The sequence below is a fragment of the Micromonospora sp. NPDC049799 genome, assembly GCF_040656655.1.
Lineage (GTDB): Bacteria > Actinomycetota > Actinomycetes > Mycobacteriales > Micromonosporaceae > Micromonospora.
In genome coordinates, this window is record NZ_JBFAMU010000075.1 from 1 (window position 1) to 16009 (window position 16009).

The 16009-nt window shown below is 72.7% G+C and carries 15 protein-coding genes; 9 read left to right on the forward strand and 6 right to left on the reverse strand.

What is annotated here, in order from left to right; all coding sequences use genetic code 11:
* Positions 1–148 precede the first annotated feature (148 nt).
* Genes AB0I76_RS09175 through AB0I76_RS09185 form a run of 3 tightly spaced genes read left to right on the forward strand, consistent with a single transcriptional unit; the run spans position 149 to position 2925 of the window.
* Positions 149–1570: a pitrilysin family protein gene (locus AB0I76_RS09175; RefSeq protein ID WP_357032147.1), complete on the forward strand. Its 1422-nt coding sequence runs from the start codon at positions 149–151 to the stop codon at positions 1568–1570.
* 50 nt (positions 1571–1620) lie between these two features.
* Complete coding sequence (dapB, locus tag AB0I76_RS09180) at positions 1621–2394, forward strand: 4-hydroxy-tetrahydrodipicolinate reductase (protein WP_357032151.1); 774 nt, start codon at positions 1621–1623, stop codon at positions 2392–2394.
* Positions 2395–2436: 42 nt separating this feature from the next.
* Positions 2437–2925: a GNAT family N-acetyltransferase gene (locus AB0I76_RS09185; protein ID WP_357032154.1), complete on the forward strand. Its 489-nt coding sequence runs from the start codon at positions 2437–2439 to the stop codon at positions 2923–2925.
* A 59-nt stretch (positions 2926–2984) separates the two neighbouring features.
* On the opposite strand, the gene AB0I76_RS09190 is transcribed toward AB0I76_RS09185, so the two are convergent.
* Positions 2985–5102 carry a glycogen debranching N-terminal domain-containing protein gene (locus tag AB0I76_RS09190; protein WP_357032157.1) on the reverse strand — a complete coding sequence of 706 codons (2118 nt, stop codon included), beginning with the start codon at positions 5100–5102 and terminating at the stop codon, positions 2985–2987.
* Positions 5103–5248: 146 nt separating this feature from the next.
* Here AB0I76_RS09190 and AB0I76_RS09195 point away from each other — a divergent pair, with 146 nt between their 5' ends.
* The 4 genes from AB0I76_RS09195 to AB0I76_RS09210 all read left to right on the forward strand — a co-directional run bounded on the left by AB0I76_RS09195 (position 5249) and on the right by AB0I76_RS09210 (position 9594).
* The gene (locus AB0I76_RS09195) at positions 5249–6238 is read left to right on the forward strand and encodes a substrate-binding domain-containing protein (RefSeq protein ID WP_357032160.1); all 990 of its coding nucleotides are present in this window, start codon (positions 5249–5251) and stop codon (positions 6236–6238) included.
* A gap of 26 nt (positions 6239–6264) precedes the next feature.
* On the forward strand, positions 6265–7518 hold the full coding sequence (locus tag AB0I76_RS09200) for an extracellular solute-binding protein (protein ID WP_357032163.1): 1254 nt from the start codon (positions 6265–6267) through the stop codon (positions 7516–7518).
* A gap of 61 nt (positions 7519–7579) precedes the next feature.
* Entirely contained in the window at positions 7580–8704 is a 1125-nt protein-coding gene (locus AB0I76_RS09205) for a sugar ABC transporter permease (RefSeq protein WP_357032166.1), read from the forward strand.
* Positions 8701–9594 carry a carbohydrate ABC transporter permease gene (locus AB0I76_RS09210; RefSeq protein ID WP_357032169.1) on the forward strand — a complete coding sequence of 298 codons (894 nt, stop codon included), beginning with the start codon at positions 8701–8703 and terminating at the stop codon, positions 9592–9594. Before AB0I76_RS09205 ends, AB0I76_RS09210 begins: the two co-directional genes overlap by 4 nt.
* A 44-nt stretch (positions 9595–9638) precedes the next feature.
* Here the strand turns inward: AB0I76_RS09210 and AB0I76_RS09215 are convergent, their stop codons facing one another.
* The 4 genes from AB0I76_RS09215 to AB0I76_RS09230 form a co-directional block, all read right to left on the reverse strand.
* Positions 9639–10019 (reverse strand): VOC family protein, encoded by a 381-nt coding sequence (locus tag AB0I76_RS09215; protein ID WP_357032172.1) that lies wholly within the window; start codon positions 10017–10019, stop codon positions 9639–9641.
* A gap of 40 nt (positions 10020–10059) precedes the next feature.
* A complete protein-coding gene (locus tag AB0I76_RS09220; protein WP_357032175.1) occupies positions 10060–11667 on the reverse strand; it encodes an MFS transporter in 1608 nt (535 codons plus the stop codon).
* 65 nt (positions 11668–11732) lie between these two features.
* Positions 11733–12731: a sigma-70 family RNA polymerase sigma factor gene (locus AB0I76_RS09225; protein WP_357032179.1), complete on the reverse strand. Its 999-nt coding sequence runs from the start codon at positions 12729–12731 to the stop codon at positions 11733–11735.
* A 45-nt stretch (positions 12732–12776) separates the two neighbouring features.
* Positions 12777–13394: a GNAT family N-acetyltransferase gene (locus tag AB0I76_RS09230; protein WP_357032182.1), complete on the reverse strand. Its 618-nt coding sequence runs from the start codon at positions 13392–13394 to the stop codon at positions 12777–12779.
* A 35-nt stretch (positions 13395–13429) separates the two neighbouring features.
* On the opposite strand from AB0I76_RS09230, the gene AB0I76_RS09235 reads away from it, so the two are divergent.
* Positions 13430–14707 (forward strand): glycosyltransferase family 87 protein, encoded by a 1278-nt coding sequence (locus AB0I76_RS09235; protein WP_357032185.1) that lies wholly within the window; start codon positions 13430–13432, stop codon positions 14705–14707.
* Here AB0I76_RS09235 and AB0I76_RS09240 read toward each other — a convergent pair.
* Positions 14606–15157 carry a GNAT family N-acetyltransferase gene (locus AB0I76_RS09240; RefSeq protein ID WP_357032188.1) on the reverse strand — a complete coding sequence of 184 codons (552 nt, stop codon included), beginning with the start codon at positions 15155–15157 and terminating at the stop codon, positions 14606–14608. The genes AB0I76_RS09235 and AB0I76_RS09240 overlap by 102 nt on opposite strands.
* 78 nt (positions 15158–15235) lie before the next feature.
* On the opposite strand from AB0I76_RS09240, the gene AB0I76_RS09245 reads away from it, so the two are divergent.
* Positions 15236–16009 (forward strand): crosslink repair DNA glycosylase YcaQ family protein (locus AB0I76_RS09245; RefSeq protein ID WP_357032191.1); only part of this gene is annotated, 774 nt, incomplete at its 3' end.

Below are 16009 nucleotides of genomic sequence, written 5' to 3' on the forward strand. Positions count from 1 at the left end.
CGGCGAGCGCGGTCCGGGCGGCGGCGAGCGCGGTCCGGGTGGCGGCGAGGGTGGCGAGGGCGGCGAGCGTCCGCGTCGCCGCACCCGGCACAGCTGACCCGTAGCACCACCAGCACCACACCACCCCTCGTCGATCTGGGAGCAACACGTGAGTCGGGCCAGTCGTGCGCCGTTTCCGCCGGATCGACGGGGGGTGGCGTCGTTCCCGGGCACGGGTGCGGCGTACCGCGGCACCGGGGCGGCCCGCCCCGGCGCCGCCGGCCGGGCGGTGACCCGGACGCTGAGCGACGACCCGTTGGGTGGCACGGTCCGCCGGACCGTGCTGCCCAGCGGGCTCCGCGTGCTCACCGAGGCCATCCCGACGATGCGCAGCGTCTCGTTCGGCATCTGGGTGGCGGTCGGCTCCCGCGACGAGACCGGCCCGCAGGCCGGCGCCGCGCACTTCCTGGAGCACCTGCTCTTCAAGGGCACCAACAAGCGCGGTGCGCTGGAGATCTCCTCCTCGATCGAGGCGGTGGGCGGCGAGACGAACGCCTTCACCACCAAGGAGTACACCTGCTACTACGCGCGGGTGCTCGACGAGGACCTGCCGCTGGCGATCGACGTCATGTGCGACCTGGTCGCCGACTCGGTGCTGAATCCGGCCGACGTGGAGACCGAGCGGGGCGTGATCCTCGAGGAGATCGCCATGCACGACGACGAGCCCGGTGACGAGGTCCACGACCTCTTCGCCCGGGCCGTGTACGGCGACCACCCGCTGGGCCGGCTGATCTCCGGCACCGAGGAGACGGTCACCCCGATGAGCCGTCGGCAGATCCAGAGCTTCTACCGGCGCCGCTACGTCGCGCCGCAGATCGTCATCGCCGCCGCCGGCAACCTGGACCACGCCGCCGTGGTCCGGCTGGTCCGCCAGGCGGTGCGCGGCACGCCACTGGACAGCGACCCGGCCGCGCCGGCGCCGTACCGCTCCAACGCCTCGGCGGTACGGACGAAGCCCGCGACCACCGTGGTCGAGGCGAAGGAGACCGAGCAGGCGCACGTGATCCTCGGGTGCCCCGGCATCGACCGGCTCGACGAGCGGCGCTTCGCCCTCGGGGTGCTCAACAACGTCCTCGGTGGCGGCATGTCCAGCCGCCTGTTCCAGGAGATCCGCGAGCAGCGCGGGCTTGCCTACTCGGTCTACTCCTACGCCAGCCAGTACGCCGACAGCGGCCTCTTCGCCGTCTACGCCGGCTGCGCCCCGGGCAAGGTCGACGAGGTGCTGGACCTGACCCGGGCGGAGCTGTCCCGGGTGGCCGCCGAGGGGATCACCGAGAGCGAGCTGGCCCGGGGCAAGGGCATGAGCAAGGGCTCGTTCGTGCTGGGCCTGGAGGACACCGGCTCCCGGATGAGCCGGTTGGCCAAGGGTGAGCTGCTCTACGGCGACCTGATGCCGGTCGACGAGCTGCTGGCCCGGGTCGACGCGGTGACCCTGGACGACGTGAACTCCCTCGCCGCCGAGCTGCTGAGCCGGCCGATGTCCCTGGCCGTGGTCGGGCCGTTCGGCGCGGGTGACTTCGCCGCTTCCTGACTTGTGGTCCTCCCCGGCCGGTGCGCCCACCGAACGGGTAGGTTGTGCCGGTGACTGACGAGCAGGACAAGAACGCGGACGAGCCGATCCGCGTCGGCGTGCTGGGAGCGCGCGGCCGGATGGGCGTCGAGGTGTGCAGGGCGGTCGACGCGGCAGCCGACATGGACCTGGTGGCCATGGTCGACCAGGGTGACTGGCTGTTCAACGCCTCCGACGCCGGCGCCGAGGTGGTCGTCGACTTCACCACCCCGGACGTCGTCATGGACAACCTGCACTGGTGCATCGACCAGGGCATCAGCGCGGTGGTCGGCACCACGGGCTTCACCGAGCAGCGCCTGGACAGGGTGCGGGGTTGGCTGGAACGTAAGCCCGGTGTCGGTGTGGTGATCGCCCCCAACTTCGGCATCGGCGCCGTGCTGATGATGCAGTTCGCCGCCCGCGCCGCCCGGCACTTCGAGTCGGTCGAGATCGTCGAGCAGCACCACCCGCGCAAGCTCGACGCCCCGAGCGGCACCGCCACGCACACCGCCCGGCTGATCGCCGCCGCCCGCGCCGACGCGGGCATGGGGCCCACGCCGGACGCCACCAAGGACGAGGTGGCCGGCGCCCGCGGCGCCGACATCGAGGGCGTACGCGTGCACGCCGTCCGCGCCACCGGTCTGGTCGCGCACCAGGAGGTGCTGTTCGGCACCACCGGCGAGACGCTCACCATCCGGCACGACTCGTACGACCGCGCCTCGTTCATGCCCGGTGTGCTGCTGGCGGTCCGTGCGGTGCGCAACCGCCCCGGCCTCACCATCGGCCTGGACGCCCTGCTCGACTGAAACCGGTCGTCGGATCGTTCCCGGCGGCCTAGGCTGCCCGGGATGATCGACTCTGGAGTTCTGGACCGGGCCGGGCGGCGGGTCACCCTGCGCCCGGTCGACGACGACAACTGGCGGGCGGTCGCGGACGTGGCCCCCCGCGACGACCAGCGGGTCTGGGTCGCCGCGCTGGCCGCCCGCTACCTCCTGTTGACCACGCGTTCCGAGGTCTGGACGTCCCTGGCCGTGTACGCCGACGAGACCGTCGTCGGGCACGTCATGTGGGGTGTGGACGACGACGGGTCGCGGTGGATCGGCGGCATGGTGGTGGACGCCGCCGAGCAGGGCAGCGGCATCGGGCGGGCCACGGTCGTCACGCTGACCGACTGGCTGGCGGCGCAGGACGGCGGCCGGCACCCGGTGCGGCTGTCGTACCACCCGGACAACGTCGCGGCGGCCCGTCTCTACACCGCGCTGGGCTTCGTCCCGACCGGTGCGACAGAGGACGACGAGATCGTCGTCGAACTCGTCGCCCGGACCGGTGACGCCTGAGCGGTCCGACACGCCGGTAGTCGCACCGCTGAGCCGTCACCGACCCTCGCCGGCCGTCCTCAACGGACCTCGTGGGGCATCTCGGGGGCGGGGCGCGGGGCGGGCACGGAGGCTCCGGTGAGCCGGAGGCCGGCCGGCAGGCCGGTGACCGAGGTGGTGCCGTCCCGGTCGACCGCGACATCGGTCGACGAACCCGCGACGCGCAGGCCGGAGACCGAGACCGCGCCCAGCTCCGGTCCGGCCAGCGGGGCGAGCCGTACCGCACCGGCCGGCACGTCCGGGTAGAGCCCGCTCGCCGCCTGGAGCAGGAGCACCGCGCTCGCCGCCGACCAGGCCTGCGGCCGGCACGCGGCCGGGTACGGCACCGGCCGGTCGAGCAGGTCGCGGTCGTCGCCGCCGTACAGCTCGGGCAGGCGGTAGTCGAACGCCTCCGCTGCCGCGAGCAGGCCCTCGGCGAAGCCGAGCGCGGCGGAACGGAAGCCGGCCCGGGCCAGGCCCGCGAGCACGATCGCGGTGTCGTGGGTCCAGATCGACCCGCAGTGGTACGACAGGGGACTGAACCCGGCGTCGTCGGTGGACATCGTGCGCAGGCCGAACCCGCCGGCCAGCGCGTCCGTGGTGAGCAGCCGGGCGACCCGCGCCTCCTCGTCGGCGTTCAGCAGGCCGGTGCCGAGCAGGTGGCCGATGTTGCTGGTCAGCGAGTCGACGGGGCGCTTGTCCCGGTCCAGGGCCAGGGCGGGCTGCGGGCCGTGTGGACCGTCGACCCAGAAGGCGGCGCGGAACCGGGCGGCGAGGCGATCCCCGTAGGAGTGCCAGCGGTCCGCGCCCGGCCGGCCGAAGGCGTCGAGCAGGGCGGACCCGTTGCGGGCGGCCTCGTACGCGTACCCCTGCACCTCGGCCAGCACGATCGGTGCCTCGGCGAGCCGGCCGTCGCGGAACCGGACCGCGTCGCCGGAGTCCTTCCAGCCCTGGTTGGACAGCCCGTGACCGGTGCGGTCGACGTACTCGACCAGCCCGTCGCCGTCGGCGTCGGCGTGCTCCGCGAGCCAGCCCAGCGCCGCCTCCAGGTGCGGCAGCAGCGGCTCGACCTGGTCGTCGGGCAGCCCCCAGCGCCACGCGTCGTGCAGCAGGTTGACCCACAGCATGGTGGCGTCGACCGTGCCGTAGTAGGCCGGGGGCAGGCGCAGTGTCTCGCCGAGCAGCGCGAACTCGTGCCGCCGCAGCTCGTGCAGGATCTTGCCGGGCGCCTCCCCGGTGGCCGGCTCGACGCGCGTGCCCTGCCGGCGGGCGAGCACCCGCAGCGTGCCGGCCGCCAGTTCGGTGCCGAGCGGCAGCATCATCCGGGCCGCCCAGAGGCTGTCGCGCCCGAACAGGGTGAGGAACCACGGCACCCCGGCGCCGAGGAAGACGTCGTGCGGTGCGTCGGGGTCGGCCAGCCGCAGTGCGCGCAGGTCGGCCAGGGACCGGTCGAGCAGGCGGGTGAGGCGGCGGTCGTCGGCGCGTACCTCGGGATGGGCCCAGTCCGGCTCGCCGGGCGGGCAGACCACGACGGCGTGCGGGTCCTCGATGGTCATCCGCCAACGCAGCGTGGCGGTCCCGCCCGGTGCCAGCGTGACCGGCCAGGCCAGTCGCGGCGCGGTGACCCGGCCGCCGGACGCGTCGACGTCCGCGCCCTCGGCGGTGACCGTGACGGTGGTGCCGTCGCCGGACCAGGACAGCTGGCCCGGCCCGCCGGTCTTGGCCTCCAGCGCCGGTACCGCGCCGCCGGACTTGACCACCTCGATCGGCGCCAGGTCACAGCCGAGATCGACGGTGACGGTGGCCCGGACCCCAACGGTGGCGGTGGAGGCGACCCGTAGCTCCTCGGTGAGGCCCCGGGGGTCGAGCCGTCGGGTGCGGTCGACGCGCACGGTGGGGTCGGGCGTGGCGTCGCCGAGCCACCGGACCAGGGCGACGAACCGGGCACCGTGCGGCCCGGCCGCGCCGCTGGCCACGCTCTCCGGCTCCCGGTCGTCGATCAGCAGCTCGGCACGGGTGAGGACCCGGGTGTCGGCGTGGAAGACGCCCTGGACGCCGACGGGGCGGATCTGCCCGGCCGCGTCCCCCAGGGCGCTGGTGGGGGCGAGGACCACCCCGGCCAGGTCGTGCAGGAGGGGTTGCAGATGGCGCTCGGTCACGACGCGGCTCCAGATCCTTCTCGACGGGGACCGATCTCTTGACACACGGTCCCCGGGGGGTGCAAAGTGCGAAACATTCCAGCAACTTGAACGATCCAATCCTGCCTCATCCGAATTGGATCGTTCAAGACCGCGAAGGGGATCACGTGGCCGAGAAGGTGACCATCGCAACGGTGGCGCGGCATGCCCGGGTCAGCCGGCAGACCGTCTCCAACGTGCTCAACGCGCCGCACATCGTGCGCGAGGAGACCCGGCTGCGGGTGCAGGAGGCCATCACGGCGCTCGGCTACCGGGCCAACCAGGCCGCCCGCCAGATGCGCACCGGGCGGTCGCGGCTGATCGCCGTACGCATCGAGCCGACCCGGGACGGCATCAACGGCTCGGTGCTGGACCGGTTCCTGCACGGCCTCACCGAGACCGCCGAGACCGCCGGCTACCGCACCATGCTCTACACCGCCACGGATGACCAGCGGGAGATCGTCACGTATGACGACCTGCTCAGCTCGTACGAGCTGGACGGGTTCGTGCTGACCGGCACCGACCACGGCGACCCGCGTACCGCCTGGTTGGCGGCCCACGGCGTGCCGTTCGTGACGTTCGGCCGGCCGTGGGACGACCCGGAGTCCCACTCCTGGGTCGACGTCGACGGCGCGGCCGGCACCGCCGCCGCCACCGCCCACCTGCTGGCCGCCGGCCACCGGCGCATCGGCTTCATCGGCTGGCCGGTCGGCTCCGGCGTGGGCGACGACCGGCGCGCGGGCTGGCGTCGATCGCTGGTCGCCGCCGGCGTCGAGCCCGCCGGCCTGGACCGGCAGACCGTCGACGGCATCGCCGAGGGGGAGCGGGCCGCCCGTGACCTGCTCGCCGGTGCGGCCCCGACCGCGCTCGTCTGCGCCAGCGACTCCCTCGCCCTCGGCGCGCTCCAGTCCGTCCGCGCCGACGTGCCGGCCGTGCCGGTGATCGGCTTCGACGACACCCCGGTCGCGGCGGCGATCGGTCTGACCAGTGTCAGCCAGCCCCTCGGCGAGGCCGCCGCCCGCTGCGTCGACCTCCTCACCGCCGTCCTCGACGGCACCCAGCGCACCCCCGACCACGTCCTGCTCCAGCCCTCGCTGGTGCTTCGCCACACCGCATGAATCCCGTCCCCCACCAGGAGAACCCGATGGCACCTCGATCCCTCACCCGAGCGGCCGTGGCCGGCCTCGCCGCCTTCGCCCTGTTCGGAACCGCCGCCTGCGGCAGCGGCTTCGACGACGACTCCTCCGGCGACGCCGCCCAGTCCAGCGGACCCGCCAACCTCCAGATCCTCATCGGCTCCTCCGGCGACGCCGAGACCAAGGCCGTCCAGGACGCCGCCGCCAAGTGGGCGTCGGCGTCGGGCAACCAGGCCACCGTCACCCCCGCCCAGGACCTCACGCAGCAGCTCGGCCAGGCCCTTGCCGGTGGGAATCCGCCGGACGTCTTCTACGTCGACGCGGCCCGGTTCGCCGACTACGCCAGCGTGGGTGCGCTGGAGCCGTACGGCGACAAGATCAGCAACACCGACGACTTCTACGAGAGCCTGCGCACGACCTTCACCTACGACGGCAAGCTCTACTGTGCGCCGAAGGACTTCTCCACCCTCGCCCTCCAGATCAACACCGATCTGTGGACGAAGGCCGGCCTGACCGACGCCGACGTGCCGACCACCTGGGACCAGCTCACCGCCACCTCCCAGAAGATCAAGGCGAAGGGGCAGGTGCCGCTGGCACTGGGCGACACCCGGGACCGGATCGGCGCCTTCCTGGTGCAGAGCGGTGGATGGCTGCTCAGCGACGACTCCAAGCAGCCCACCGCCGACACCCCGGAGAACGAGGCGGCCCTGACGTACGTCAAGTCCCTGCTCACCCAGGGGCTGGCCCGCTTCCCGAAGCAGCTCGACGCGGGCTGGTCCGGCGAGGCGTTCGGCAAGGGCAAGGCCGTGATGACCATCGAGGGCAACTGGATCAAGGGGGCACTCCAGAACGACTTCCCGAACGTGAAGTACAAGGTCGTGCCGCTGCCGGCCGGGCCGAAGGGGCAGGGCACGCTCTCCTTCACCCAGTGCTGGGGCATCGCCGCGAAGTCGAAGCACAAGGACCAGGCGATCAAGTTCGTCGAGGCGATGACCGCCGGTGAGCAGCAGATGACCTTCGCCAAGGCGTTCGGCGTGATGCCGTCCCGGCAGTCGGTCCGTGACCAGTACACCAGCGCGTTCCCGACGGACAAGCCGTTCATCGACGGCGCCGAGTACGCCCAGGGCCCGGTGAACGCCCCGAAGATGGACAGCGTGGTCGCCGAACTGGACACCGGACTGCAGGGCCTGGCCAACGGCAACCCGAAGACGATCCTCCAGAACTTCGACAAGAACGCCAAGGCGGCGCTCGGCGGCAGCTGACGTGACCGGAGGGGCCGCCCGGCGCGGCCCCTCCGGCCACCTCGTCGAGGGAGGAGGGGAGATGGCAACCGAAGCACTGGCGGCGCCCGCGACCGCGACCGCCCGTCCACCACGCCGCTCGGGACGCGGCGTCCGGAGCAACGAGAACCTCGCCGGCTGGCTGTTCGTCGCGCCGGTCATCGTCATCCTGGGCCTGTTCCTGCTGCTGCCGATCCTGATGGCGCTCTGGGTGAGCCTCACGGACTGGAACGGCCAGGGCAGCCCGTTCATTGGAGGCGTGCCGTTCGTCGGCACGGACAACTACACCCGGCTGTTCACGGAGGACGGGCTGGCCCGTCGCGACTTCATGACCAGCATCCGCAACAACCTCTACTACGTGCTGCTCGTCGTGCCGACCCAGACGGTGCTCGCCCTGGGGCTCGCGCTGGTGGTGAACAACCGGATGCTGAAGGGGAAGGGCTTCTTCCGGACCGCCTTCTACTTCCCCTCGGTGACCAGCTCCGTCGCGATCAGCGTGGTCTTCCTGTTCCTCTTCGCGAATTCCGGCGCGGTCAACGCTTTGCTCGGCTTCTTCGGGATCACCGGGCCGCAGTGGTTCGCCGACTCCCGGGGTGTACTGCACCTCCTGCTCGGTCTTGTCGGCGTCGACTCCGCGCCGGCGGTGCTCGCCGACGGCGGGCCCTTCGGGCTGAGCTGGTGGGAGTGGCTGTCCGGGCCCAGCGTGGCCATGATGTCGATCATCACTCTGGTGGTCTGGACCACGTCCGGCACCTTCATGCTGATGTACCTCGCCGCCCTGCAGAACGTGCCCGTGGCCCTCGACGAGGCCAGCACCCTTGACGGCGCGACCCGCTGGCAGCGGTTCCGGCACGTGACCCTGCCGCTGATCAAGCCGACCACCTTTCTGGTGCTCACCCTCGGCCTGATCGGCTCCTGGCAGGTCTTCGACCAGGTGTACGTGATGAGCCAGGGTGAGCCGGCGAAGACCACGCTCACCCCGGCGTACCTGTCCTACCGGACCGCGTTCCGGGACTTCGACTACGGCTCCGGAGCGGCGATCTCGTTCGTCCTCTTCCTCATCATCATCGTGTTCACCCTCGTGCAGCGCCGGGTGATGGCCGACCGCGACGTCGAGCCACGGCGTGGACGCCGGTGGCGCCGGCGCGTACCGGAGGCAAGGTCATGACCGCACTGACCGACCGGCCGCCGGTCGCGGTGGCGCCCGCCCGCCGCGACGGCCGCCGCGCCCGCGCCCTGGTCAGCCGCGTTCTCGGATACGCCACCCTGGTCATCTTCGGGTTGATCTTCCTCTATCCCTTTGTGATCCAGATCGGCAACTCGTTCAAGACCGAGCCCGACGCGGCGGCCAATCCCCTGTCGCCGATCCCGGACCCGCTGACGCTGGCCGGCTTCGAGCGGATCTTCGCCGGGACCAACTTCCCGCTCTGGCTGGGCAACTCGCTGCTGGTGACCGTGCTGATCACGCTGGGCCGGGTGTTCTTCGACTCCCTCGCCGGGTACGCGCTGGCACGGCTGCGCTTCCGGGGACGAGGCGGTCTCTTCGCCGCGGTCATCGCCGTGATGGCGGTGCCCGGCGTCGTGCTCCTGATCCCGAAGTTCCTGGTCCTCAACCAGCTCGGCATGTACAACAGCTACTCCGGTCTGGTGGTGCCCCTGCTCGCCGACGCCGCGGGCGTGTTCATCATGAAGCAGTTCTTCGAATCGATACCGGTCAGCGTGGAGGAGGCCGCCCGGATCGACGGGGCGAGCATCTTCCGCACCTTCTGGTCGGTGGTCCTGCCGATGGCGAAACCGGCGCTGATCACACTCACCATCCTGTCGTTCCAGGGCTCCTGGAACGAGTTCCCGCACAGCCTGGTCGCGGTGCAGGACCCCGACCTGTTCACCCTGCCCCGTGGTCTCGCCGACCTGGTCAGCGGCTCCCTCGGCAAGGGAACCCAGTATCCGCTCAAGCTCGGCGCGGCGCTGCTCGCCACGATCCCGGTGGCGATCATCTTCGTGATCTTCCAGCGTTACTTCGTCCGCGACTCCTCGGAGGGCGCGGAGAAGGGCTGACGGGTGGCGGTTCCCGGGATGCGCCGGGAACCGCCCCTCCCCGGTCACTGCTGTTGCAGTACCGACAGGACGTTCCCGGCGGGATCGGTGAACCAGGCGATCGACGGACCGTTGCCGCGCATGACGCCCTTCTCGTCCTGCGGCATCCCGTCGTACCGGGCGAATCGCACACCGCGCGCGGCCAGCTCGTCCACGGCGGTGTCGATGTCGTCCACCGGGAAGTTCAACACGGTGTACGAGGCCGGAACGTGGTCCGCCTTCGGGTAGACCAGGATGTCCCGGTCCCCGGCGACGTGCAGCGTCAACATGCCGCCCATCGCGTCGTCCTTCGACACACGCAGCCCGAGCGTGTCGGCGTAGAAGCGCATGGCGCGGTCGGTGTCGTCCACCGAGAAGCCACTGAACGCCCTCGTGTCCCTGAACATCGTCGTCTCCTCGTCGTTGTCGATCGCGGTGGCCGGTGGCTCACCGGCCGGTCGTGCTTTCCGTCGTCTCCCGCGCGGCGGCCGGTCCGGACGGCCCGTCCCCGACGGGCACGGTGTCCTGGCCGGGCGTCGCGTACGGCGGCACCGACCGGAAGACCACCACGGCCACGACGGCCAGCCCCAGCAGCAGGACCGCGCCGGCCGTCGCGGTCACCTCCAACCCGCTCGTGTACGCGGCGCGGGCCGCGGCCAGCAGCTCGGCACCCAGCCCGGCCGGCAAATCTCCGGCCACCGTCGTCGCCGCGGCCAGCCCGTCACGGGCACCCTCGGCCGCCTCGGCGGTCACGCCGGCCGGCAGCGTCCGACCCAGCTCGTCCCGGTAGACGGCGGCGGCGAGACTGCCCAGGGTGGCGACGCCCAGCGCGATGCCCAGCTCCCCACTGGTCTCCGACATCGACGCCGCCGAACCGGCCCGCTCCGGTGGGGCGGACCCCACGATCAGGTCGGTGACCAGCGCCGACGGCAGCGCGATGCCGACCGAGGCGACGACGAAGGCGACCAGCACCAGCAGCAGTGGACCGCCGGAGTCGACGCCGGTGAGCAGAAGGAAACCGGCCGCCGTCACGACCTGCCCGACGGCCATCACGTGACCCGGCCGGATTCGCCGGGCCAGCAGCGGGGCGAGGGTGGTGGCCGCGATCATCGCCAGGGCCTGCGGCACCAGCACCAGACCGGCGCGCAACGGGGAGAGCCCTCCGACCAGTTGCAGCCATTGGCTGAGCAGCAGGAACGTGCCGCCCATCAGCAGACCGTTGAGCAGGAACAGCACCAGCGCCGCGGTGAACGTCCGGCGGGCGAAGAGTCGGACGTCGATCAGCGGGTCGGCGAGGCGACGCTGCCGCCGGACGAAGAGCGCCCCCGACGCGACGCCCGCCACGATCGCCAGCACGGGCAGCCCGCGCCAGCCGTGCCGCGCCAGCTCCTTCAGGCCGTACACCACCGGCAGGATCGTGACCAGGGACAACGCGACGCTGACCAGGTCCGGCCGGCCCGGGCTGGGCGCCCGGTGCTCGGGCAGCAGCACCGGCGCGGTCACCAGCAGCAGCACCATCACCGGGACACCGAGCAGGAACGCCGACCCCCACCAGAAGTGCTCCAGCAGCACCCCGCCGATCACCGGACCGACCGCCATGCCGCCCATGAAGCAGGACATCCACACCCCGACCGCCACCGCCCGCTGGGCCGGGACCCGGAACATCGTGCTGATCAGCGCCAGCGTGGACGGCATCAGGGTCGCCCCGGCGACACCGAGCAGCGCCCGCGCGGCGATCAGCAGCTCCGGGTTCGGCGCGTACGCGGCCACCACCGACACCACGGCGAACGCGGTGGCGCCGATCAGCAGCAGGCGTCGTCGCCCCACCCGGTCGCCGAGGGTGCCCATGGTGACCAGGAACCCGGCGATCAGGAAGCCGTAGGCGTCGGTGATCCACAGTTGCTCGGTGCTGTCCGCGCCCAGGTCGGCGCTCAGGCTGGGCAGCGCGAGGTAGAGCACGCTCAGGTCGAGCGCCAGGAGGAGCGTGGGCAGGGCCAGCACCGCCAGCCCGATCCACTCCCGTCGCCCCGCGCCGGCCGTCGTCGTCTCCGTCATGTCTTCCCTCTCGTGGCGTGTCGAGGGGTGGACGACGCCGGGGGGCGGAACTCATCGGGCGGGGGTCAGGGCAACCGGTCGGGCAGCCCGAAGTGGGGGAAGAGCCTGGTGTCCAGGAAGGTGGTCAGGCGGGTGATCCGCCCCGCGGCGGTCTCGACGAGCTGGATCGAGAACGGGCGGTGCCCGCCGGCCGGGTCGACCCGGTAGTGGCCGAAGGCGGTGTCGCCGTTGGCCGCGACCGGCACCAGGCGAGACCCCCGGCACTCCGCGCCCGGACCGCGCATCCAGGTGGCGATGTCCGCCGGCCCGCGCAGCCAGAGCCGAAAGGGCGGCATGCTCTGCACGGCGTCCTCCCGCAGGAGGGCGACCAGGGCGTCGACGTCGTAGCGCTGGAAGACCTCGACGTACCGGTCGAGCAGCGCCCGGTGCTCGCGGTCGAGCGCGGGGGCGGCCGGCCCGTCGCCGCTGTCGGCCATCGTGGTGCGGGCGCGTTGCAGCGCGCTGTTGACCGCCGCGACCGACCCGTCGAGCAGCTCCGCCACCTCGTCGGCCCGCCACCGGAGGACGTCGCGCAGGATCAGCACGGCACGCTGCCGGGGCGGCAGGTGCTGGAGCGCGGCGACGAACGCCAGCCGCACCGACTCCCGGGCCACGGCGACCTCCGCCGGGTCGTCCTGGCCGGGCAGCACCGCCGCGTCGGGTGCGGGCTCCAGCCACCCCTGCTCGGGCGAGCCCAGTGACGACGCGACGGGTGGAGACGCCGGACCGAGGTCCATCGGCAGCGCCCGCCGCCCGCGCCCGCGCAGCAGGTCCAGGCAGACGTTGGTGGCGATGCGGTAGAGCCAGGTGCGCACGCTCGACCGGCCGGTGAAGCCGTCCCGCCCGCGCCAGGCGCGCAGCAGGGTCTCCTGCACCGCGTCCTCCGCGTCGAAGATCGAACCCAGCATGCGGTAGCAGTAGCCGGTGAGCTCGACGCGGTGCCCCTCCAACGCGGCGGGGCCCGTGCCGCCGCGAGGGTCGTGGCCGGTGGGACCCCCCGTGCCGGTTGCCGTCGTCACGGTCATGGATCCACCGTAGGCGAGGCCCCCGACACTTCCCGGGAATCCGGGTCAGGCCGGCTCGACGGGTTCGGCCGGAACTGCGGAGTCCGGTGGGGCGACGGGCTCGGTGGGGACGGCGACGTGCAGTCGTACCTGGGGGACCAGCATGTCGTCCACGTCCAGCGCGCGGCCCGCGCCGTCCGGTTCCCAACCCGTGCTGGTGAGGAACTTCCGGGTCGCCGCGTCGCCGTCGAAGGCCCACGCCACCGCCCGCGCGAAACCGTCCTCACGCCACAGGTCGACGCACGCGGCGAGGAGCCGGCTGCCGTGGCCGCGCCGGCCCCAGCGCGGCTCGACCAGCAGGTCGGTCACCGCCACCACGTCCGGTCCGAGCACCTCGGCCGGCTCACCGGGAGCGAGCGCCTCCGCGTCGGCCGGGCCGGAGGCCGCGAACCCCACCAGATACGATTGCTCGGCCTGTTCGACGGCGACCAGCACCCGGTGGGTGCCGGAGGGCGGCTCCTGCACCGCGGCACTCCACCGCCGGGCGAGCCACGCCTCGTCCAGGTTGTCGAGCACGTGCCGGGGCAGGATCCGGCGGTACGCGACCCGCCAGGTCGCGAGCTGGATGCGTGCGATCTCGCCGGCGTCTTCCGGACGCGCCGGGCGGACGTACCCGAGAGCCATGGCACGGAAGCCTACGCAGGGCGAGGGAGGCGACGGTGACGCAGGGTGCCGCACGGACGGCCGGGCAGGTCGCCAGCGTGGTCGGTCTCGCGGTCGCGGTCGCGCTCTTCCTGTCCGTGGCGGCGGTGCGGCACGGCTTCTTCGACATGCAGGTCTACTACGGCGCGCTGACCTGGTGGGTGCACGACGGCGGCGAGATCTACGACTACCTGCGCCCGTTCACCCAGTACGGCTTCACCTACCCGCCCTTCGCGGCCCTGGCCATGCTGCCGATGGCGTACCTGCCGTGGACGGCGGCGATCGCGGTGAGCGTGAGCGCGACCGTGGCGGTCACCGCCCTGGTGTTCCACTGGATGATCGACCCGATCTCGCGCCGGGCCGGCTGGACCCGCTGGTACGCCCTCGCCGTGGCGCTCTGCCTCGCCGCCGCGTACGAGCCGATGCGCGAGACGGTGAACTTCGGCCAGGTCAACATGCTGCTGCTGTTCCTGGTGGCGGTCGACCTGCTGCGGCTGCTCCCACGCGGCAGCCGGTGGGCCGGGGTGGGCATCGGCCTGGCCACCGCGATCAAGCTGACCCCCGGCATCTTCATCGTCTACCTGCTGGTCACCCGCCGGTGGCGGGCCGCGTTCACCGCGATGGGTGCCGCGGCCGGTGCCACCCTGCTGGCCGCCGCCCTCTTCCCGGACGCCTCCCGCGAGTTCTGGACCGAGGCGCTGTGGAACACGAGCCGGGTGGGTGAGCTGGCCTTCGTCTCGAACCAGTCGTTGCAGGGGGTGGTGGCCCGGCTCAACCCCCAGGAGCCCAGCACGCTGGTCTGGCTCGTGCTGGTGGTGGCCACCCTGGCCCTGTGGGTGTGGCGGTCCCGGCGGGCCGCCGCGGCCGGTGACGAGGCGGCCGGGCTGGCGCTGACCGGTGCGGTGATGTGCCTGGTCAGCCCCGTGACCTGGGTGCACCACCTGGTCTGGCTGCTGCCCGCGCTGATCCTGCTGGTGGACAACGCGACGGCGGCGCCCGCCGGCGGACGCCGGCGCCGGGCCCTGCTGGCCGCCGCGGTCGTCGCGTACGCGCTCCTGATCAGCCGGATCGTCTGGGCCTGGGAGAAGGACTTCACCGGGTTGGACGGGTTCCTCGGCAGCAACACCTACGTGTGGATCAGCCTCGCCGTGCTGGCGTTCCTGCCGCTGCGCCACGACTCGACGACCGCGGGGTCAGCGCGCGATCCGTCCGGTGTACCGCAGCTCGGCGAGGTCGACCGGGGGACGCCCGCCGGAGAGCGGCACGGGGTAGGTCGACCGGACGCCGTCCGCTGACAGGCCGGCCCGCTCGTAGAAGCGGCGGGCCCGTCCGTTGTCCGCCAGCACCCACAGCCGGTACTCGTGCAGGCCCCGGCCGGCCAGCCCGTCCTCGGCGGCGGCGAGCAGCGTGCGCGCCGTGCCGTCGCCCCAGTGCGCCGGCTCGACGTACATCGCGACCACCTCGCCGTACGTCGGGTCGAGGTCGCTCCGGTCCTGGTTGTTGCGGTACGGCCCGAACGTCGTGAAGCCGACGACGGTGCCGTGGTGCTCGACGAGCAACGTGGTGAACGGGTGCTCCGGGTCGGCGGTACCGAGGTCGCGGCGGCGCTGCGCCCAGGCGACCACGTTGAGCCGACGCAGCACCTCGTCGGGCATGATCCCGGCGTAGCCGGCCTGCCAGCCGTGGATGTGCACCCGCGCGACCGCCTCCGCGTCCTCGGGCTCCTCGCGGCGGATCGTGAGCATGTGTCTGTTCTATGCCTCGTCGGGGGATCGGTCCAGTTGCCGCTCCGGTGTCGTACGCCTGAAATAGGGTGCCGGGCGATGGCCGTACCGGAATCGCTCTCGCTCGCCCAGGCCCGGCGGATCGCGCTGGCCGCCCAGGGCTTCACTGACCCGCCGCCCGGCGGCGTGCCCACCCGCCGGCACCTCCGCCGGGTGCTCGACCGGGTCGGGTTGATCCAGATGGACTCGGTCAACGTGCTGCAACGCGCGCACTACCTGCCGCTGTACAGCCGGCTGGGTCCCTACCCGACCGGCCTGCTGGACACCGCGGCCTACCGGCGGCCCCGCCAGCTCTTCGAGTACTGGGGGCACGAGGCGTCGCTGGTGCCGGTCGACCTGCACGCGGCGCTGCGCTGGCGGATGGCCAGGGCCCACGACGAGGCCTGGGGCAACATGCGCCGGATCGCCCGGGAGCAGCCCGGCCTGGTCGCCTGGGTCCGCGACGAGGTGGCCGCCCGGGGCCCGCTGACCGCCGCCGAGATCGAGCACGACGCCCCACGGGAGACCGGCCACTGGGGCTGGAACTGGTCGGCGGTCAAGCAGGCCCTGGAGTTCCTGTTCTGGGCCGGCGAGGTGAGCGCCGCCGAGCGCACCAGCTCCTTCGCCCGCCGCTACGACCTGCCCGAGCGGGTGCTGCCCGCCGCCGTGCTGGACGCGCCGACGCCGAGCGACGCCGAGGCGTACCGCACGCTGGTCGCCGTGGCCGCCCGCTCGCTCGGGGTGGCGGCGGAGCCCGAGCTGCGGGGGCCGGCGGCGCACCGCCTCGGTGAGCTGGCCGCCCTCCTCGTACCCGATGTACCCGGGCGGGGCACC